General features: G+C 69.0%; 17 protein-coding genes. 4 read left to right on the forward strand and 13 right to left on the reverse strand.

Annotated features, from left to right (window positions below; all coding sequences use genetic code 11):
- Positions 1-357, forward strand: a 357-nt coding sequence (locus AC31A1_RS24535) for a tetratricopeptide repeat protein (RefSeq protein WP_489655390.1), incomplete at its 5' end; no start/stop codon positions are given.
- A 75-nt stretch (positions 358-432) separates the two neighbouring features.
- Here AC31A1_RS24535 and AC31A1_RS24540 read toward each other — a convergent pair.
- The 8 genes from AC31A1_RS24540 to AC31A1_RS24575 all read right to left on the reverse strand — a co-directional run bounded on the left by AC31A1_RS24540 (position 433) and on the right by AC31A1_RS24575 (position 8,336).
- Positions 433-1,047 carry a response regulator gene (locus AC31A1_RS24540; protein ID WP_489655391.1) on the reverse strand — a complete coding sequence of 205 codons (615 nt, stop codon included), beginning with the start codon at positions 1,045-1,047 and terminating at the stop codon, positions 433-435.
- Positions 1,044-2,258 carry a sensor histidine kinase gene (locus AC31A1_RS24545; RefSeq protein WP_489655392.1) on the reverse strand — a complete coding sequence of 405 codons (1,215 nt, stop codon included), beginning with the start codon at positions 2,256-2,258 and terminating at the stop codon, positions 1,044-1,046. The genes AC31A1_RS24540 and AC31A1_RS24545 overlap by 4 nt, the downstream gene beginning before the upstream one ends.
- On the reverse strand, positions 2,255-2,995 hold the full coding sequence (locus AC31A1_RS24550) for an ABC transporter permease (protein ID WP_393763400.1): 741 nt from the start codon (positions 2,993-2,995) through the stop codon (positions 2,255-2,257). Before AC31A1_RS24550 ends, AC31A1_RS24545 begins: the two co-directional genes overlap by 4 nt.
- The gene (locus AC31A1_RS24555) at positions 2,992-3,918 is read right to left on the reverse strand and encodes an ABC transporter ATP-binding protein (protein WP_489655393.1); all 927 of its coding nucleotides are present in this window, start codon (positions 3,916-3,918) and stop codon (positions 2,992-2,994) included. Before AC31A1_RS24555 ends, AC31A1_RS24550 begins: the two co-directional genes overlap by 4 nt.
- Before the next feature lie 130 nt (positions 3,919-4,048).
- Positions 4,049-6,643 carry a hypothetical protein gene (locus AC31A1_RS24560; RefSeq protein ID WP_489655394.1) on the reverse strand — a complete coding sequence of 865 codons (2,595 nt, stop codon included), beginning with the start codon at positions 6,641-6,643 and terminating at the stop codon, positions 4,049-4,051.
- A 150-nt stretch (positions 6,644-6,793) separates the two neighbouring features.
- Complete coding sequence (locus tag AC31A1_RS24565) at positions 6,794-7,210, reverse strand: DUF6113 family protein (protein ID WP_366489667.1); 417 nt, start codon at positions 7,208-7,210, stop codon at positions 6,794-6,796.
- Positions 7,210-8,118: an N-acetyl-1-D-myo-inositol-2-amino-2-deoxy-alpha-D-glucopyranoside deacetylase gene (gene mshB / locus AC31A1_RS24570; RefSeq protein ID WP_489655395.1), complete on the reverse strand. Its 909-nt coding sequence runs from the start codon at positions 8,116-8,118 to the stop codon at positions 7,210-7,212. Before mshB ends, AC31A1_RS24565 begins: the two co-directional genes overlap by 1 nt.
- Before the next feature lie 23 nt (positions 8,119-8,141).
- Positions 8,142-8,336, reverse strand: a complete 195-nt coding sequence (locus tag AC31A1_RS24575; RefSeq protein WP_019072052.1) for a hypothetical protein — start codon at positions 8,334-8,336, stop codon at positions 8,142-8,144.
- Between the two features lie 202 nt (positions 8,337-8,538).
- On the opposite strand from AC31A1_RS24575, the gene AC31A1_RS24580 reads away from it, so the two are divergent.
- The gene (locus AC31A1_RS24580; RefSeq protein WP_489655396.1) at positions 8,539-10,656 is read left to right on the forward strand and encodes a S9 family peptidase; all 2,118 of its coding nucleotides are present in this window, start codon (positions 8,539-8,541) and stop codon (positions 10,654-10,656) included.
- 150 nt (positions 10,657-10,806) lie between these two features.
- On the opposite strand, the gene AC31A1_RS24585 is transcribed toward AC31A1_RS24580, so the two are convergent.
- From AC31A1_RS24585 to AC31A1_RS24605, 5 genes are read right to left on the reverse strand one after another with little or no spacing between them, the layout of a single operon-like run.
- The gene (locus AC31A1_RS24585; protein WP_489655397.1) at positions 10,807-11,892 is read right to left on the reverse strand and encodes an ABC transporter ATP-binding protein; all 1,086 of its coding nucleotides are present in this window, start codon (positions 11,890-11,892) and stop codon (positions 10,807-10,809) included.
- Positions 11,885-12,859 carry an ABC transporter ATP-binding protein gene (locus AC31A1_RS24590; RefSeq protein WP_366489662.1) on the reverse strand — a complete coding sequence of 325 codons (975 nt, stop codon included), beginning with the start codon at positions 12,857-12,859 and terminating at the stop codon, positions 11,885-11,887. The genes AC31A1_RS24585 and AC31A1_RS24590 overlap by 8 nt, the downstream gene beginning before the upstream one ends.
- Before the next feature lie 8 nt (positions 12,860-12,867).
- Positions 12,868-13,875 carry an ABC transporter permease gene (locus AC31A1_RS24595; protein WP_403981111.1) on the reverse strand — a complete coding sequence of 336 codons (1,008 nt, stop codon included), beginning with the start codon at positions 13,873-13,875 and terminating at the stop codon, positions 12,868-12,870.
- Positions 13,868-14,791, reverse strand: a complete 924-nt coding sequence (locus tag AC31A1_RS24600; protein ID WP_489655398.1) for an ABC transporter permease — start codon at positions 14,789-14,791, stop codon at positions 13,868-13,870. Before AC31A1_RS24600 ends, AC31A1_RS24595 begins: the two co-directional genes overlap by 8 nt.
- Positions 14,792-14,845: 54 nt before the next feature.
- Entirely contained in the window at positions 14,846-16,480 is a 1,635-nt protein-coding gene (locus AC31A1_RS24605) for a peptide ABC transporter substrate-binding protein (RefSeq protein WP_489655399.1), read from the reverse strand.
- Positions 16,481-16,930: 450 nt separating this feature from the next.
- Between AC31A1_RS24605 and AC31A1_RS24610 the strand changes: the two genes are divergently transcribed.
- Together AC31A1_RS24610 and AC31A1_RS24615 are read left to right on the forward strand one after the other, a co-directional pair.
- Entirely contained in the window at positions 16,931-17,956 is a 1,026-nt protein-coding gene (locus AC31A1_RS24610) for an ABC transporter permease (protein WP_489655400.1), read from the forward strand.
- 94 nt (positions 17,957-18,050) lie between these two features.
- Positions 18,051-19,781 (forward strand): ABC transporter substrate-binding protein, encoded by a 1,731-nt coding sequence (locus AC31A1_RS24615; protein ID WP_489655401.1) that lies wholly within the window; start codon positions 18,051-18,053, stop codon positions 19,779-19,781.
- The last annotated feature ends 47 nt before the right edge of the window (positions 19,782-19,828 follow it).

Below are 19,828 nucleotides of genomic sequence, written 5' to 3' on the forward strand. Positions count from 1 at the left end.
GGCGATGCGGAGTTGTTGGTGGCGGGGGCTACGGGGGGTGCGCTGGAGCCGTCCATGCTTGTGCCTGCGGCGCCTCTGGAGGTTGTTTCGCGTGTCCTGAACAACATTCGGGCGTGGGCTGCGGCTCGGCCTGAGCGGTCCGATGTTGCCCTGTGGGCTGTGGAGTTGGCGCTGTTGTTGCCGTCTCATCCGGCTCGGTTGCGGTATGAGCGGGCTCAACTGCTCGTTCAGCGGGGGGATTTCCTCACCGGTGCGGCTGAACTGGATGCCTACGCCGAGGTGGTGGCGGTTGTGGATGAGCCTGCTGCGGATCGGGTGCGGGGGCAGGCGCAATCGGCTCGGGCTATGTTGAACTGATTTTGCGTCTGCGGGCGCGTTGGGGCTGGTCGCGCAGTTCCCCGCGCCCCTTAGGGGGTCGCCCTGGCCTGGGTTTTATAGCCAGCCCTTTTCCCTTGCGATCCGTACCGCCTCCGCTCTGTTCCTCACCGCCAGTTTCTGGATCGCTGTCGACAGGTAGTTGCGGACCGTGCCCTGCGACAGATGAAGGGCCTTCGCCAACTCGGCGTTCGTCGAACCGTCCGCCGCCGCCCGCAGCACCTCGCGCTCGCGGTCGGTCAAAGGGTTGGCGCCCTCCGCCAGAGCCGCTGCTGCCAAGGTGGGGTCGATGACCCGTTCCCCCGCGAGCACCTTCCGTACCGCTTCGGCCAGTTGGGCTGCCGGGGCGTCCTTCACCAGGAAGGCGTCCGCTCCCGCTTCCATCGCGCTGCGGAGGTAGCCGGGGCGGCCGAAGGTGGTGAGGACCACCAGTTTCAGCGCGGGGAGTGCCTTGTGGAGTTGGGCCGCCGCCTCGATGCCCGTGCAGCCCGGCATCTCGATGTCGAGGAGGGCCACGTCCACGTCGTGCTGTCGTGCCGCCGCCAACACCTCGTCGCCGCGGGCCACTTGGGCGACGACCTCGATGTCGTCCTCCAGGCCGAGCAGTGCGGCCAGTGCCTCGCGGACCATCGACTGGTCCTCGGCGAGGAGGACCTTGATCGTACGGCTCATGCGGGCGATCCTACGTCCGTCGAGGTGGCCGGAGCGTCGGCGGGCACCCGTGCCACCAGCCGGAAGCCGTGTTTGAGGCGGGTCGCCTCCAGGGAGCCGCCGGCCTTCTCCAGGCGCTCGGTGAGGCCGGTCAAGCCGTTGCCGGGGCCCTTGCCCGAGCCGCCCGAGCCGTTGTCCTCGACGGAGAGTTCGAGCATCGGGCCGTCCAGGGTCTGGCGTCGGACCAGTTCCGCCACGCAGCGCTGGGCGCCGCTGTGCCGTACGACGTTCGTGATCGCCTCGCGCAGGGCCCAGGCCAGGGCCGACTCGCTGTCCTCGGACACGGCCGTCAGATCCGGTTCTGCGGGGAGGTCCGCGATGACTCCCGCCGCCGTCAACGCGACCTGTGCGCCCGCCAGTTCGCCGGCCAGGCGGGGGCGGCGGTAGCCGGTGACCGCCTCGCGGACGTCCACCAGGGCCTGGCGGCTGACCTGTTCGATGTCGGCGACCTGCTGGGCCGCCTTGTCGGGGTGGCCGGGGAGCATGCGGCCCGCCAGTTCGCTCTTCAGCGTGATCAGCGAGAGGGAGTGGCCCAGCAGGTCGTGCAGGTCTCTTGCCAGCCTCAACCGCTCCTCGTTCGCCGCCAGTTGGGCCACCGTGGCCCGCGCCTTGCGCAACTCGACCGTCGTGCGCACCAGTTGGCGTACGCCCGTCATGGAGTAGCCCACCAGCAGCACGATCAGGAACAGGCCCCAGGCGTCGTCCAGGTCGTCGACGAACCAGCCCGCCAGCATCATCGCGGCGGTGGTCAGCGGGATCGTCCAGTACGCGGCGGTCAGGGGGAGGGTGACCCCGCAGGTGACGGAGACGTAGACGAAGAGGCCGAGCCAGGGGTGGCCGAGGGAGAGGGTCAGGGCCACCGCCAGTACCCACAGGACGGCGACCATGGCGCCGACGAGCCGGCCGGAGTAGGGGCGGCCCATGGTGCGGAAGACGACCGCCAGGTAGATCCCGGTGAAGGCCACCAGGCCCACCCAGCCGGCCGTCGTGGCCGCGGTGGTGTGGTGGCCGGCCAGCAGGTCCTGCACGGGTGAGCCGAGGAAGACCAGCCAGGGCAGGATCCACACCAGCTTGCGCAGCAGCTCGCCCCGGTCGCGGGGCGGCTGTCCGATCCGGATCAGCCGCTCCACCCTGGCCTTCTCCGGCAGCGGGTCCTCGGTCATCGCGCTCACGCCTTCAGCGTGTCCTTCCGGTACAGCCACGCCGCCCCGCCCGCGAACAGGGCGAAGTAGACGACGAGGAGGGTGACGTCCTTGGCGTGGGGCGACCGGCTCTGCTCGATCGCCTGGCCGAGGGCAGCGTACGCGTGTGTGGGCAGCCACTTCGCGATGGACTGAAGCCAGTCGGGGAACGTCGTGGCGGGCATCCACAGGCCGCCCAGCATCGACAGTCCGAAGTACGTGATCATCGTGATCGGCCGGACCGCGTCCCCGCTCGCCATGTACCCGATGGCCACCCCGAGCGCGGCGAAGACCAGGCTCCCGGCCCAGATCGCGCCGGTGAGCGCGAGCCACTGCCAGGCGTCCAGCCGTACGTCCTTCACGGTCGCGGCGACGATGAAGACGACGATGATGGAGGGCAGGCTGACCACGGCGGCGCTGGCCGTCTTCGCGATCACATAGCCGCGGCCCGGCAGCGGGGTCAGCCTCAACTGCCGTACCCAGCCGCTCTCCCGCTCCTTCGCGATGCGCTCGCTGTTGCCCATCAGGACGGCGGTCAGGGCGCCGAAGGAGGCCATCGAGACCATCATGTAGGTGGCGACCGTCAGGCCCGTGCCGTCCACCTTGTCCGTACCGCCGGCGCTGCCCGCGATCAGCAGGAACAGGGCCGAGGGGTAGATCACCGAGAAGAACAGGAACTTGCGGTTGCGCAGGGCGCGGGTGAGTTCCAGCTTGATGAGACTGTTCATGACTGCTTGGCCTCCTCGGCGGCGGTGATGGCGACGAAGGCCTGCTCCAGGCCGAGCCCGGCGACTTCGAGGTTGCGGGGGTAGACGCCGAGGCCGTAGAGCGCGTGGACGGTCGCGTCGGCGTCGGTGGACTGGATGCGGATCGTCTGGCCCGAGATGTCGATCGACGTCAGGAACGGGAGGGACCGCAGCGGCGTCTCGTCGATCTCGCCCTCCAGGTCGAAGGCGACCTTGCGTGCGCCCGCCTTCGCCTTGATCTCGGCGGCGGTGCCGTCCGCGAGCAGCCGGCCGCGGTGCAGGACCAGTACGCGGTCCGCGATGGCGTCGGCCTCTTCGAGGTAGTGGGTGGCGAAGAGGACCGTACGGCCCTGGTCGGCCTGTTCGCGCATGGTGGCCCAGAAGGCCTGCCGGGCGGTGACGTCCATGCCGGTGGTCGGCTCGTCGAGGACGATCAGGTCGCTGTCGCCCGCGGTCGCGAGGGCGAAGCGGACGCGCTGGGACTGACCGCCGGAGAGCTTGTTGACCTTGCGGTCGGCGATCTGCGCGATGCCCGCGCGGGCGATCACGTCGGCGACCTTGTACGGCTTGGGGTGCAAGTCGCAGGCCAGCCTGACCAGTTCACCGACGGTGACCTCGTCCATCAGCCCGCCGCTCTGCAGCATCGCGCCCACCCGCCCGGCGACGATGGCGTCACGCGGGCTGGTGCCGAAGACCTCGACCTTGCCGGTGTCGGCCTGCTTGAGGCCGAGCAGCAGATCCAGGGTGGTCGACTTGCCGGCCCCGTTCGGCCCCAGCAGGGCCACCGTCTCCCCCGGGTGCAGCACGAGCGACAGCCCGTCGACGGCCCTGACCTCGCCGTAGCTCTTGCTCACCTGATCGAACCCGACCACCGCTGTGGTCGCGGTCCCCGCTGTTGTCGTCATGCCACCCATCGTGGCCGCCGGGGACCGGTGCCCGGCAGTGTCGGCGGTCCGGTGTGGCGCATGACAGATGTCATACGACGAGAGGGCCACCCGGCACCGGTGCCGGGTGGCCCTCTCTTGCAGTCGTGCGCTAGCTCGGGTTGGTGTCGATGACAGCGACCCGGTCGGTCGTGCTCGTCAGGGCCTCGCGCAGCGCGAGGTAGACGTCCTGTGGTGTGACGGCGGTCTTCTTGCCGTTGGCCCGGGTGATCAGCACGCCGTCGAAGGTCTGGCCGTACAGCTCCTTCAGGGCGGTCAGGTCGGGCTTGTCGACCAGCTTGCCGTTGACGGCCGTCACCCTGAGGAACTTCCACAGCGAGTTCTGCGGACTCATAAGGACCGAGTGCACCGCGTCGGTCTGGACGGTGACCTTCGCGGACATGGCCGGCTTGGCGAAGGCCTTCATCTCGCGGTCGACCTCGGCGTTCGAGACCGTCGGCTGCTTGGTGGTCGTCGGGACGGTCACCGGAGTGGCCGTGCCGGTCTCCACCTCGGTGCGGTACGCCTCCTCGACGGCGTCGGTGGACGCGGCCGCGTCGATCGCCTTGCCCGCCTTGCCGTAGACGGCTACCGCCTTGCCGGACGTGAACTTGATCGTGCCCTCGGTGACCGCGCCGGAGCCGGAGCCGCCGCCGAGGTCGGTGAGGGCCGCGTGCAGCTTCTCCTCGTCGACCGGCATGACCGGGGCGACGACCCGGTGCTGGCCGAAGAGCGAGCCGATCACGGAGACCGGGTTGTAGTCGCTGGTGGCGGCCGCGCTGACCGTGGCCGTGGTGTCGAACTGGAGCCCCGCCTGGTCCGGCTTGAGCGAGACCGTCTTGCCGCCGACCGACAGCTTCAGAGGCTTGTTCACCTTGTCGCCGAACGCGTCGTCGAGCTTCTTGACGGCGTCGTCACGGGTGCCTCCGCCGATGTCGACGCCGAGCACGGTGGTGCCCTTGGGCACGTCGGTGTGGTTCATGAGCAGGCCCGCGCAGTAGGCGCCGCCGCCGATGACGATCACGCCGACGCAGAGCAGGACCAGCTTGCTGCGGCCCTTCTTCTTTTTCTTCGCGCTCTTGCCGGTGCTCTTGGCCGCGGCGGGCTCGCTCTGCGCCGCACCGGGCTCGGACTGCTTCGGGGGCGTGTGCGGCAGCGGTCCGTCGGGGTGCGTGCCCGGGCCGAACGGCGAGTTCCCCGCGCCCGGGATGACCGGCATACCGCTGGTGACGGTGTGTCCGGAGACCTGGTCGGCGGGGGCGCCGTAGCCGGGGCCACCGGGTTCGGGGGCCGGCTTCTGCGGGGTGAGGATCGCGGTGTCGTCACTGAGCCCGCCGCCGGGGGGCATGCCGGGGAGACTCGCGCCGCCGGGGGTACCGGGGCCCATACCGGGACCGCCAGGGCCCATACCCGGGCCGCCGGGACCGCCGGGGCCCGCGCCAGGACCAGCGGGGCCCCTGCCACGACCGCCGTGTCGGCCGGAACCCGTACCCGGGGCGCCGGGACCACCGGTGCTTCCGGGACCACCCGGTCCGGCGAACGCACCGGGACCGCCAGGCCCACCGGCGCCGTTCGTGCCGCCAGGTCCAGGACCGTCGGCGTAACCGCTCAGCGCGCTGGGTGCGCCCGGTGCTCCGCCGCCCATGGGGCCGGGCGGCAGCATCAGGCCGTTGCCGGTGACCGGACCCCCGGTCGGGCCCGCGGGACCCTCGGGACCGCCCGGACCGCCGCGCCCGTTCGGGCCGTTGAAACCGTTGGGTCCACCCGGGCCACCGGGACCGCCCGGGCCCATGCCCTGGCCGTTCGGCCCGGGGAACTGTTCGGCTCGCCCGCCGGGGCCGTTGCCGCCGGGGAAACCGCCCGGCTCGCCCTGGCCGTTGGGCTCGGGGTAACCACCCTGGCCACCCTGGGCGTTGGGCCCGGGGTAACCGCCCTGCTGCCCGTTGTCAGAGAAGTACGGCAGGTCGTCGCGGCGCGGTTCGCCGGGGCCGCCGTTGGGGCCACCGCCGTTCGGGCGCGGCCCGTTGCCGGCCGCCAGTGCTTCCGTCACGTCGAAGGAACCGGTGCCGCCACCGTGCCCGGGGGCGACGGGTCCGGCGCCGGTGGCGCCGCCGATTCCGGCGCCGTTCGTACCGCCGCCGTTCGCGCCGGCCTGACGGGCGGCGCTCGTCACGTTCATGCCGCCGACCACACCACCGGGACGGCCGGCGCTCGGCCGGCCCGCACCGGGCGCTCCGGCGGCGGGCGCACTCGGGGTGCCCGCGGCCGAACCGCCGGGAATTCCGGCGCCGTTGGTGCCGCCTCCGCCCTGGCCGCCCTTCGCGGGGCCGGACTTGCGGGGTGCGAACCAGTCGCTCGTCTTCTCCTCGCCGCCGGGCAGCGCGAGTTCGGCGGACGGCTCGACGACGCCGCCCGTGGGCAGCGCGGAACTCGGCAGCTGCACCTCGGCGGTCGTGGACCCCTCGGCGTCCGCGACGGGCGTGCGCACGACGACAGGCGGAATGGGCCGCGAACCGGGGATGTTGATCCGGATCCGGGTCGTCAGCGTCGTCTCGGTCTTGCGTTCCTCCGGCTGCGCGGCCGAACGCCCCGCGTCCGTACGGTCGTCGGAAGCCGCCGGCGTCCCGTACGGCGGGGTCCCCGAGGGGTAAGCGGCTCCGCCGCGCCCGTCGGGCCCGGAGGACGGAGTGTCAGTTTCACGACTCAAGGCAGGTTCTCCCGGTTGGCTCCGCCGCCCGACACCCACGGGCGACTCGGCGGCGCGCACCACCATACTGGCCACTTCTTGGCGGTATCCCACGGCCGCTGGGGAAACCCACACCGGACTCGCACGCGCGCGTCACCGCGAAGTGGTACGTCACTTGCCAAGTCGGACGTCAGGGCTGGTTGGTTGCCGCCCCAAACCCAACGTGGCACAGATCACAGCTACGGCCATCCCGCCGAGCAGGAAGAGATAGGAACCGACTCCCGCGCCGAACAGGAAGTCGCCTTCCGGGCGGCTGGCGGTGAGCAGGATGACGGCGACCATCCAGCCCGCGGCGGGCGCCACGGCACCGCCCCGGCCCTCGGTCGCTCTCGCCCCGCCGACGAACGCTCCGGCGGCTCCGACGAGCGCGAGCAGCAGCCCGCCCGGGAACCACGCGGCCTGCACGAGGGCACCGGCCGCCCCGACGACCGCGCCGAGCACGAAGAGCCCGAGGTAGGCCAACACCCGCAGCGCGGACGGCCGTTGCAGCGGCTGCGCGAGCAGACTCCCGCCGTTGGTGGCGCTCATCACAGGCCCAGCCCTTCGAAGAGATCGGTCTCGGGCGCCCCACCGGGTACCCCTTGGACCAACTCGTAGTACTCGGTGGTGAACACGGGCTGCGCGAGGTCGTTCGACAGCGCGAAGTACGGTGCGTCCGGGGCCACTTCGATCTGCGTGGCGTGCGCGCGCATCGCCGCGGTCTTGGCGGCGGCGTACGCGGTGCCGTCGATCACGGTGGTGATCCGCCCGTCGTCCACGACACCCGGTACGTCGTCCACGGCGGCCGTCTCGGCGAAGGGCAGCTCCGGCAGCGCGTCACGCAGCCGCGCGAAGCCTTCTTCCACGACGGTCCGGGGGACCCGGTTCCAGTAGACCTTGGCGATCGGCTGCCCCGCGTCGGCGGCGAGTTCGGCGGCGAGTTCGGCGGCGCGCATGGCGACGCGGTGGGCCTGGATGTGGTCGGGGTGGCCGTAGCCGCCGTCGGGGTCGTAGGTGACCAGGACCTGCGGACGTACCTCGCGGATCACCTCGACGAGATGCCCGGCGGCCTCGTCGACGTCGGCCCGCCAGAAGCAGGCGGGGTCGTCGTTGTCCGAGGTGCCCATCATCCCGGAGTCCCGGTATCTGCCGGGGCCGCCCAGGAAGCCGTGGTCCGTGACCCCGAGCGCCTTCATGGCGGCGATGAGTTCGCGCTCCCGCTCCTCGGCCAGTCCGGCGCCCGACAGATGCCGCAGCGTGGGCGGGATGACCTCGCCGCGCTCTCCGAGGGTGCACGTGATCAGTGTCACGTGGGCACCCTCGGCCGCGTACTTGGCCATCGTCGCGCCGTTGTTGATCGACTCGTCGTCCGGGTGCGCGTGCACCAGCAGCAGACGACGAGCGCAGCGAGATGGGGGTCCCCCCGCCCGCAGGGTGGGGGAGGGCAGTTCCGTCATGGACCCACCCTAAAGGTGAGCCGTCAGAACTTGATGCTGCCGATCATGCTCGCGATGTTCGTCGTGAGATCGCTGATCGTGGGCGCGACCGTCGACGAGGCCAGATAGAACCCGAGGAGGACACAGACGACCGCGTGTCCGCCCTTCAGCCCTGATTTCTTGACCAGAAGGAAGACGACGATCGCCAGCAGCACCACCGCCGAAATCGAGAGTGCCACGGCGGCTCACCTCCAATGATCCCAGGGACTCGGGGGGTCGGACTATGGGGGCAGTGGACCCATGGAGTGGATCCGTGCGGCAAATCCATACAACAGCCAGCAGGTTGATACCCACGCAGCGCTAGTGATCATAACTATTCGCTCGCGCGCATCGCTCGGCGCACAGCCGCACAAGGGGGCGCATGGCCAATATGGTCGGGGCATGACGACCGAGGCTGACTCCTTCCCCCGACGGCACGCCCGTACCCAGCGGTTCACGCTCGGCGCGCCGCGCGCGTTCACCGTGTCACCTGACGGTTCCCGGGTCGTGTTCCTGCGCTCCCCGTCCGGCACGGACCGGGCGAACGCGCTGTGGGTCCTCGATCCGGCGACCGGCGAGGAGCGCGTCGCGGCCGACCCGCGCGCCCTCCTGGGCGGCGCCTCGGAGCACCTCTCGCCCGAGGAGCGGGCCCGCCGCGAACGCACCCGCGAGGGCGGTGCGGGGATCGTCGGCTACGCCACCGACAGCGAGGCCGAGTTGGCGTCTTTCGCCTTGTCAGGGCGGCTTTTCACGGCTGAGCTGCGGGCCGGCACGGCACGTGAACTCCCGGTCCCCGGACCGGTGATCGACCCCCGCCCGGCCCCCGACGGACGGCACGTCGCCTACGTCACGGGCGGCGCCCTGCGCGTCGTGGGAGCCGAGGGCGACGGCGACCGGGCGCTCGCCGAACCCGAGTCGGAGCAAGTCACCTATGGTTTGGCCGAGTTCATCGCGGCCGAGGAGATGAGCCGGACGCGCGGCTTCTGGTGGTCGCCGGAGTCGGACCGGCTGCTGGTCGCCCGCGCGGACGACACGCCGGTCCAGCGCTGGTGGATCGCCGACCCGGCCCATCCGGAGCGCGAGCCGCAGCGGGTCGCGTACCCGGCGGCGGGCACGGCCAACGCGGACGTCCGGCTGTACGGGATCGGTCTGGACGGGACGCGCACGGAGGTCGTCTGGGACCGGGCGCGGTACCCGTATCTGGCGCGAGTGCACTGGTCAGAGGCGGGTGCGCCGCTGCTGCTCGTGCAGGCCCGGGACCAGCGCAGCCAGCTGTTCCTCGCCGTGGAGCCCGGCTCGGGGGCGACCCGGATGGTGCATGCCGACGAAGATCCAATTTGGCTTGATCTTTTCCCTGGCGTGCCGTGCTGGAGCCCTTCGGGACGGCTCGTGCGGATCGCCGACGAGGGTGGCGCGCGGGTGCTCGCGGTGGGTGAACGCCTGCTCACAGGACCGCAGTTGCACGTCCGCGCGGTGCTGGACGTGTCCGACGACAGCGTGCTGGTCTCGGCCTCGGCGGGCGAGGCCGCGCCCGCCCCGGAGACCGGCGAGGTGCACGTCTATCGCGTCAACGAGCTCGGCCTGGAGCGCCTCTCGCAGGAGCCCGGCGTGCACTCGGCGGTACGCGCCGGGGGCGTGACCGTGCTGATCTCGGCGGTGCCGGACCGACCGGGCACCCAGGTCCAGGTGCTGCGCGCGGGCAAGAAGGCGGTGCCGGTCGCGTCGTACGCCGAAGATCCCGGTCTGTCCCCGCGCATCACGTTCACCGAGGGGGGCGCACGGCGCGTCCCGTGCGCCCTGCTTATGCCACGGGACTACGACGGCAGCAGTCCCCTTCCCGTTTTGATGGACCCCTACGGCGGTCCGCACGGCCCCCGCGTGGTCGCCGCGCACAACGCGCACCTCACGTCACAGTGGTTCGCCGACCAGGGTTTCGCGGTGCTCGTCGCCGACGGCCGCGGCACCCCGGGTCGTTCACCGGCGTGGGAGAAGGCCGTCCACCGCGACTTCACGGTGTCCCTGGACGATCAGATCGACGCCCTCCAGGACCTCGCGAAGAGCCACCCGCTGGACCTCTCCCGGGTGGCCATCCGCGGCTGGTCGTACGGGGGTTGGCTCGCGGGACTCGCCGTGCTGCGCCGCCCGGACGTCTTCCACGCGGGCATCGCGGGCGCCCCGGTCACCGACTGGCGGCTCTACGACACCCACTACACGGAGCGGTACCTGGGCGACCCGGCCAAGAACCCGGAGCCGTACGCGAAGAGCAGTCTGGTGACGGACGACGGACTGTCGGCGCCCGCCGACCCGCACCGCCCGCTGATGGTCGTGCACGGTCTCGCCGACGACAACGTGGTGGTCGCGCACGCCCTGCGGCTGTCCTCCGCGCTGCTGGCCGCCGGCCGCCCGCACGAGGTACTGCCGCTGTCCGGGGTGACCCACATGACTCCGCAGGAGCAGGTCGCGGAGAATCTCCTGCTGCTCCAAGTGGACTTCCTGAAGCGGGCGTTGGGCCTGGCGTAGGTACGGCAACGGACCGGGGCGACATGGCGCGCCCCGGTCCGTTTACGGCACCCGCACGGCCGTACGTCATTCAGATTGACGCGTCCGTATATCGAGACCGGGTCGGCCGAGTTGCCTGCGTGTTAACGCGGTTGATGCCTGTTTGTACGGTTATTCCGCCCCATCCGCGAGATCGTCCGGGGGCGCTTCGGGGGTTTCGTCGTGGGTTTCTTCCTTCGGGACGACGGTCTTCTCCTCGGCGAAGTGACAGGCCGAGTCGTGCGCGGCGGGCCCGCTGGCGAGCCGGAACTCCGCGGGTACCGCGAGCAGCGGCACCTCCAGTGAGCACCGCTCCTGCGCCTTCCAGCAGCGGGTGCGGAAGCGGCACCCGGAGGGGATGTTCGTCGGCGACGGCACGTCACCCGCGAGGATGATCCGCTCCCGGTGCTCCCGCGCGTCCGGGTCGGGCACGGGCACGGCGGACAGCAGCGCCTGGGTGTACGGGTGCGTCGGGTGGTCGTAGATCTCCTCGTCCTTGCCGATCTCCACGATCCGGCCGAGGTACATGACCCCGACCCGGTCCGAGATGTGCCGGACGATCGACAGGTCGTGCGCGATGAAGATGTAGGAGAGGTCGAACTCGTCCTGGAGGCGGTCGAGGAGGTTGATCACCTGCGCCTGTACCGACACGTCGAGCGCCGAGACGGGTTCGTCGGCGACGATGACCTCGGGGCGGAGCGCCAACCCCCGTGCGATGCCGATGCGTTGGCGCTGGCCGCCGGAGAACTGGTGCGGATACCGGTTGATGTACTCGGGGTTGAGCCCGACCACGTCCAGCAGATCCTGAACCCGCTTGCGCCGGTCGCCCTTTGGCGCCACCTCGGGGTGGATCTCGTACGGCTCACCGATGATGTCGCCCACCGTCATCCGGGGGTTGAGGGAGGTGTACGGGTCCTGGAACACCATCTGGATGTTGCGCCGGGCTGCCTTCAGGGCACGGCCCGACATGCGGCTGATGTCCTCGCCCTTGAACTTGATCGACCCTTCGGTCGGCCGCTCAAGATTGACCAGCATCTTCGCGACGGTCGACTTGCCGCACCCGGACTCCCCGACGATGCCGAGGGTCTCGCCCTTGTTGAGCGTGAAGTCCACACCGTCGACGGCCTTGACGGCACCGACCTGCTTCTTGAAGAGGATGCCCTGGGTCAACGGGTAGTGCTTGACGAGTCCGGTCACCTCCAGGATCGACTCAACCATTGAGGCACTCCCTCCAGAAGTGGCAGGCGCTGCCCCGGTGTTGATCCACCTCGTACAGCTCGGGTTCGTCGGTCCGGCAGACGTCCTGGGCCATCGGACAGCGGGGGTTGAAGGCGCAGCCGGGCGGGATGTGCATCAGGTTCGGCGGCAGGCCCTTGATGGCGTAGAGCTCCTGCCCCTTCTGGTCCAGGCGCGGGATGGAGTCCAACAGGCCGCGGGTGTACGGGTGTGCGGGCGCCTTGTAGATGTCGTGGACGGGGGCCGACTCGACGATCCGGCCCGCGTACATCACGGCGATCTTGTCGGCGACGTCGGCGACGACTCCGAGGTCGTGGGTGATGAGGATGAGCCCCATGTGCAGCTCGCGCTGCAACTCGGCCAGCAGGTCCATGACTTGGGCCTGGACGGTGACGTCGAGAGCGGTGGTGGGCTCGTCGGCGATGATGAGCGCCGGCTCCAGGGCGAGCGCCATGGCGATCATGATGCGCTGGCGCATACCGCCGGAGAACTGGTGCGGATAGTCCCGCACGCGCTGCGCCGCACCCGGGATCCGCACCCGGTCCATCAGCTCAACCGCCTTGGTCCGCGCGTCCTTTCGGGACATTCCCCGGTGCACGATGAACATCTCGCCGAGCTGGTCGCCCACGGAGAGCACGGGGTTGAGCGAGGACAGCGCGTCCTGGAAGATCATCGCCATCTCGGCGCCGCGAACTTTGCGCCGTTCCTCTTCCTTGAACTTCAGCAGGTCCTTGCCCCGGAACAGGATCTCCCCGCCGGTGATCTTCCCCGGCGGCACATCGAGAATCCCCATCACGGCCTGCGCGGTCACGGACTTCCCGGACCCCGACTCCCCCAGCACGGCCAGCGTCTCCCCCTCGTCCACGCTGTAGTTGACCCCGTTGACGGCCTTGGCGACCCCGTCCCTGGTCCTGAACTCCACGTGCAGATCCCGCACTTCGAGCAGCATGACGCCGGTCACCTCAGCTTCGGATCGAGGGCGTCGCGTACCGCGTCGCCGAGCATGATGAACGCGAGGACCGTGATCGCCAGGGCTCCGGCCGGCCAGAGGAGCATGTGCGGGGCGTTGCGGATGTACTGGGAGGCTGCCGAGATGTCGATGCCCCAGCTGACCGTGGGGGGCTTCAGGCCCACCCCGAGGTACGACAGGGTCGCCTCCAGGGAGATGTAGGTGCCCAGCGCGATCGTGGCCACGACGATCACCGGGGCGACCGCGTTCGGGGTGATGTGGCGTAGCAGGAGGCGGGAGTTGGAGGCGCCGAGGGCTCGCGCGGCCTGGACGTAGTCGTTCTGTTTGGCGGTGATGACCGAGCCGCGGGCGATACGGGAGATCTGCGGCCAGCCGAGCAGGACCATGAAGCCGATGACCGGCCAGACCGTGTTGCTGGTCACGACGGAGAGCAGGACCAGGCCGCCGAGGACCACCGGGATCGCGAAGAAGATGTCCGTGAGGCGGGAGAGGATCGAGTCCCAGATTCCGCCGAAGAAGCCAGCCAGTCCGCCAAGGACCGAGCCGAAGATCGCGACCCCCAGCGTGGCGAGGACGCCGACCGTCACCGACGTACGGGTGCCGTAGACCGTGCGCGTGTAGACGTCGCAGCCCTGGCCGTCGTAGCCGAAGGGGTGGCCCGGCTGGGAGCCTTCCTGGGCCTTCGCGAGGTCGCACTTGAGGGGGTTGCCCGAGGCGATCAGGGACGGCCAGAGGGAGATGACCACCAGGAAGAGGATGACCAGCGCGGAGATGATGAAGACGGGGTTGCGGCGCAGGTCGCGCCAGGCGTCGGACCAGAGGGAGCGGGGCCTCTCCTGCGGTCCCGTGCCCTCCGGCCCTCCTGGGGCCCGTCCGCCGGAGGCGGCTGATGACTGCTGTTCCAGCGTCTCCGCCTCGCTCGTCGCGAGGTCCATCGCCCCGCCCATGCCGGTCCCGGCGATGGCGCGCTCCGGTTCGAACGGCTGCTCAGGCATAGCGGATCCTCGGGTCGAGTACGGCGTAGAGGAGGTCGACGAGGAGATTCGCGACCAGGAAGACCAGGACGAGGACGGTCACGAAGCCGACCACGGTCTGCGTGTTCTGGCGCACGATCCCCTGGTAGAGCTGGAAGCCGACCCCGTGGATGTTGAAGATCCGCTCGGTGACGATCGCGCCGCCCATCAGGGCGCCGATGTCGGTGCCGATGAAGGTGACCACGGGGATGAGGGAGTTGCGCAGCAGGTGGCGGACGATCACCCGGCGTCTCGGCAGGCCCTTCGCGACGGCCGTACGGACGTAGTCGGAGCGCTTGTTCTCCGCGATGGACGTGCGGGTCAGTCGGGTCACGTACGCGAGCGAGACCGAGGCCAACACCAGCCCGGGGACGATGAGTTCGCTGAAGGTCGCGTCCGGGGAGACGGACGGTTTGATCCAGCCCCATTCGACGCCGAGGAGCAGTTGCAGCAGCAAGCCGGTGACGAAGGTCGGGATGGAGATGACGACGAGGGTGAGCAGCAGCACGCCGGTGTCGATCGGGCGGCCGCGCTTGAGGCCGGTGATCACACCGAGCGCGATGCCGACGACGACCTCGATGACGATCGCCACGAGGGTCAGCCGGATGGTGACCGGGAACGCGGTCGACATCAGCTCGGTGACCTTCTGGCCGTTGAACGCCGTCCCGAAGTCACCGGTGAAGACGTTCCCCATGTAGGTCAGGTACTGCTGCCACACGGGCTTGTCGAGGCCGAACTCCCGCTTCAGCTGGGCGGCCGTCGCCGGGTCGCACTGCCGGTCGCCGCACAGGCCCGCGATGGGGTCGCCCATCACGTTCACCATCAGGAAGATCAACAGTGTGGCGCCGATGAAGACCGGGATCATCTGCAGCAGGCGCCGGATTACGTACCGTCCCATGGGGGCTCCGGGGATCGTGGGGGCGGGCGCTCGTGAACCCGCCCCCGGTGCGGCTCAGCTGGCCTTGATCTCGTTGTAGACGGGGACGCTGAACGGGTTGAGCGCCACGTTGGAGAGCCGGTCGGAGTAGCCCGCGCTGCCGTTCTGGTACCAGAGCGGAATGGCGGCCATGTTGTCCCGGACGACGCCCTCGGCCTGCTGGAAGAGCTTGATCGCCTTGCTCGTGTCCGTCTCCGCGTTGGCCTGGTTCACGAGCTTGTCGAAGTCCTTGTTGGACCACAGGCCGTCGTTCGAGGAGGCGTTGGTGTAGTACAGCGGCTGGAGGAAGTTCTGGATGAGCGGGTAGTCCATCTGCCAGCCGGCGCGGAACGGCCCGGTCATCTTGTGCTGGCCGATCTGGTTCCTGAAGTCGGCGAAGGTGCCGACCGGGTTGCCGACGCACGCTTTGTCGTTGCCGAGCGCGTTGTTGATGGAGTTGCACACGGCGTCCACCCACTCCTTGTGCGAGCCCGTGTCCGCGTTGTAGGTGATCTTGACCTGGCCGCCGGGGATGCCGCCGCCCTCCTGGACCAGCTTCTTCGCCTCGGTGGGGTTGTACTTGCAGGCGTCCCCGCACAGCCCGTCCTGGAAGCCGCCCGCGGTGCCGAGCACCGGTGAGGTCCAGTCGGTGGCCGGGGTGCGGGTCTTCTGGAAGATCGTGTTGGTGATCTGGTCCCGGTTGATCGCCATGGACAGCCCCTGGCGGACCTTCTCCGAGCCGCTCTTGTTCCAGTTCTTGTCGTAGTACGGGAACGCGAGGGTCTGGATGATGCCGGCGGGCGTGTTGATGTACCGGCCGCCGAGGTCGCTCTTGACGTTCTTGAGCTGCGAGGCCGGGATGTCGTCGACGAGGTCGAGGTTGCCGGCCATCAGGTCGGTGTAGGCGGTGTTGTTGTCGGTGTAGACCTTGAGGGTCACGCCACCGTTCTGCGCCTTGTCCGTCCCGGTGTACCCGTCCCACTTCTTGAGCTGCATCTGCGAGCCCTTGGTGTACGACGAGATGGTGTACGGCCCGTTCCCGACCGGCTTCTTCAGCCAGCCCGCGTGGTCCGAGAAGAACGTCGACGGCAGCGGCGAGTAGGCCGCGTACCCGAGGGTGTCGGGGAAGGTCGAGAACTTCTGGGTGAGCTTGATGGTGAAGGTGTCCGTGCCGGTCACCTTGAGCCCGGTGAGCGTGGCGGCGGACTGCGAGCCGCTGTCGGGGTGGACCTTGTCGTAGCCCTCGATGTACCCGAAGAAGTACGCGTTCTTCTGGTTGTTCTTCAGGCTCGCCCCGTAGTTCCAGGCGTCGACGAACGACTTCGCGGTGACGGCCTCGCCGTTGCTGAACTTCCAGCCGCTCTTGACGGTGACCGTGAAGTTCTGCGAGTCCGTGGTCTCGATCTTGTCGGCGAGCATGTCCTGGGCCTTGCCGGTCTTCGGGTCGTACCGCTTCAGCCCGCGGAAGACCATGTCGAGGACCTTGCCGCCCTGCACCTCGTTGGTGTTGGCCGGCTCCAGCGGGTTCTGCGGGTCGCCCCAGGAGGCGCTGAGCACCGCGCTGCCGTCACCACCGCCGCCGCTGCTGCTTCCGCCGCCCCCACAGGCGGTCGCCGCGAGGGCTACCGCCGCCGCGCAAGCGGCCCATTTGGCGTGCGTGGCTCCACGCATCGAGTGCCTCCTCAGGAAAGCCGATCCATGCCGATCCGTTACCGGTCAATATCGACTGAAAAGGAGCACATCGCCTGCGGGCCCACCCTTTCGGGGGACCTCCGACGTCCGTTCAGAGGATCTTCGGTGTAGCGCACAATGGATCACCGCGAAGCGATGCGGAACCGTTGGATTGTGACGCCCCGGTGTACGCATTCCGATACAGAGGCGTCCGCATAACGAACTCATTGCCCGTTTAGTGCAGTTGGCCCGATATAAGGCACAGATCGATCACGGCACGCTACCCGCGTAGCTACGGACTGACCAATAGATCGCAAAGAAGGTAAAGAGAAACCCAAGTCAGCCCAGATTTTATTGACCTTGCATGAATTGCGTTGAAAAAGTCCGGCGTAGCCCGTAGGGGAGTGCCCTGCGGAGTCTCATCAGACCCTCCCTTGGGCCAGGAGCACCATGACCCCCCCAACTCCATCCGCGGCCCCGCTTGAGGTGACCGACGAGAGCGTCGAGAAGTCGATCACTTCTCCCGCCTCGAAGGCCAACGAGAGCCGGTCCCCGGGTCAGCTCGCATGGCGCCGTTTCAAACGGGACCGTACGGGCGTCATATCGGCGATCATCGTGATCTTCTTCTTCGCGATCGCGCTGGCCGCACCGCTGATATCCAAGCTCTACGGGAAAGATCCGTACACGACGTACGCGAGCCAGGACCCGGGTCTGCTCGACGCCTTCTCGTACCCGGCGGGTCCCAACGGCGGCATGAGCTCGCAGTTCTGGTTCGGCATCGAGCCGCAGCTGGGCCGCGACGTCTTCACCTTCCTGATCTACGGCATCCGGACCTCGCTGGGCATCGCCCTGGCCGCCACCCTGATCACCACCGCCGTCGGCGTCGTGGTCGGCGTGGCCGCGGGCTACGTGGGCGGCAGGACGGACTACATCGTCGGCCGGATCATCGACATCGTGCTGTCGATCCCCTCGACGCTGTTCATCATCGCCTTCATGCCGGTGGTGTTCGGACTGTTCGTCGCCGCCGACGACAACATCCCCACCTGGCTGCGGGCCACCACGCTCATCATCATGATGTCCTTCTTCGGCTGGGCGTCGATCGCCCGTCTGCTGCGCGGCCAGGTACTCGGCCTGCGCGAGCGGGAGTTCGTCGAGGCCGCCAAGGTGACCGGGGCGTCACCGGCGCGCATCGTGTTCAAGGAACTGCTGCCCAACCTGTGGACCCCGATCCTCATCCAGTCCACGCTCATGCTCCCGGCCTACGTGACCGCTGAGGCGGGCTTCGCCTTTCTCGGTGTCGGCATGATCGACCCGACCCCCGACTGGGGCGTCATGATCCAGCGGGGCGCCCAGTTCTACACCCAGGACTTCACCTTCATGCTCTTCCCGGGCCTGGCCATGGTGATCTTCGTCCTGGCGTTCAACCTGCTCGGCGACTCGGCGCGCGACGCGCTCGACCCGAAGTCCAAGCGCTGACCCATCTCTCATCTCCGGCCCGGTCAATGTCGTCCGGCTGGTCCCGTCCCACCCGTAAGGCAGGGCTACTGTGTCTTTTTCCCGTAGAAACTTCATGATCGCCACCGGTGTGGTGGCCGCGTCGAGTTCGGTGCTGACCGCCTGCGGCGGCGGCAACTCGACCTCGAACAGCAAAGTCCCCTCGGTCAGCAAGGCCAAGCAGAGCAAGATCGAGGTCGGCACGAAGGCCGACTCGACGGGCCCGGCTCCCGAGGTCGCCGGTGCGGTCAAGGGCGGGACGATCTACGGGCTCGACCAGTTCGACATGGACCACCTCGACCCGGCCCAGATCTACGTCTCCACCGAGATCCTCATCACCACGCCGATCATGCGCGGCCTGACCGGCTACAAGCTCGACTCCAAGGGCGGCGCCACCCTCGTCGGCGACGTGGCCACGGACGCGGGCACGGCCAAGGACGGCGGCAAGACCTGGTCGTTCACCATCAAGGACGGCATCAAGTGGGAGGACGGCTCCGACCTCTCCATGGACGACGTCCGGCACACCTTCGAGCGGCTCTTCGCCTCCTTCGTCACCGAGGGCCCGCGCTACGTCCAGCAGTTCCTGGTGGGCGGCGACAAGTACAAGGGCCCCTACGACGGCAAGAGCCTCGACTCCATCGAGATCGACGGCAAGACCATCACCTTCCGCCTCAACGAGGCCCGCGGTGACTTCAACTTCACGCTGGCCGAGCGGGCGTACTCCTTCGTGAAGAAGTCGAAGGACACCAAGGAGAAGTACGACAAGCAGCCGTTCTCCTGCGGCCCGTACAAGATCTCCGCCCGTGACGTCGGCAAGTCGCTGACGTACACCCGCAACGAGCACTGGGACGCGGCGACGGACCCGATCCGCAACGCCTACCCGGACAAGTACCTCTTCCAGTTCGGCTACGAACTGCTGGCCTCGACCGACCGCTACATAGCGGACAAGGGCAACGACCAGTACACGATGTCGATCTTCAACGAGGTCGCCCCCGAGCGGATCGCCACGGTCCTCACCAACGCGAAGCTCAAGCAGCGCGTGCTCACCGCGGTCGACACGGTCACCTACTACTGGCCGATCAACACCACCCGGATCACGGACGTCAAGGTCCGCCAGGCCATCAACTACGCCTGGCCGAACCAGCAGTTGCAGACCATCCGCGGCGGCGCGTCCACCAGCGCGATCGCGACCACGATCTTCTCCCCGGTGACGCCCGGTTACACGGAGTTCGACCTCTACGGCAAGACCACGAAGCCCGGCGGCGACCCGGTCAAGGCCAAGGCCCTCCTCAAGGAGGCCGGCAAGGTCGGGCAGAAGCTGGTCATCGCCTACCAGACGTCCGACAACGCGGTGAAGCAGGCCGTGGCGATCAAGAACGCGCTGGAGGCGGCCGGCTTCACGGTCGTCAACAAGCAGATCGACAAGTCGACCTTCTACACCCAGATCGGCAAGATCGACAACACGTACGACCTGTTCGCGGCGGGCTGGAGCCCGGACTGGCCGGGCGGCTACTCGGTCTTCTACCCCTGCTGGGACGGCGAGAACATCGGCGACGGCCGCAGCAACTACGCCCAGCTGAAGAACGCCAGCGTCGACAAGGCCATCGCGGCCGCCTCGCAGATCACCGACGCGGACGCGGCCAACAAGGCCTGGGGCGCCATCGACAAGCAGGTCATGGAACTCGCGGCCTGCGTCCCGGACTACCACGCCATCCGCAACTGGATGCACGGTTCGAAGGTCGGCGGCTTCGTCTACGACGCCGGAAACACCGGCATCGCGCTCACGAGGCTCTACGCCAAGGCGTAGGCGCCACACGGCACCAGGGGGCGGCCTCACCGGGCCGCCCCCCACCG

Source organism: Streptomyces sp. P5F9 (genome assembly GCF_057961495.1).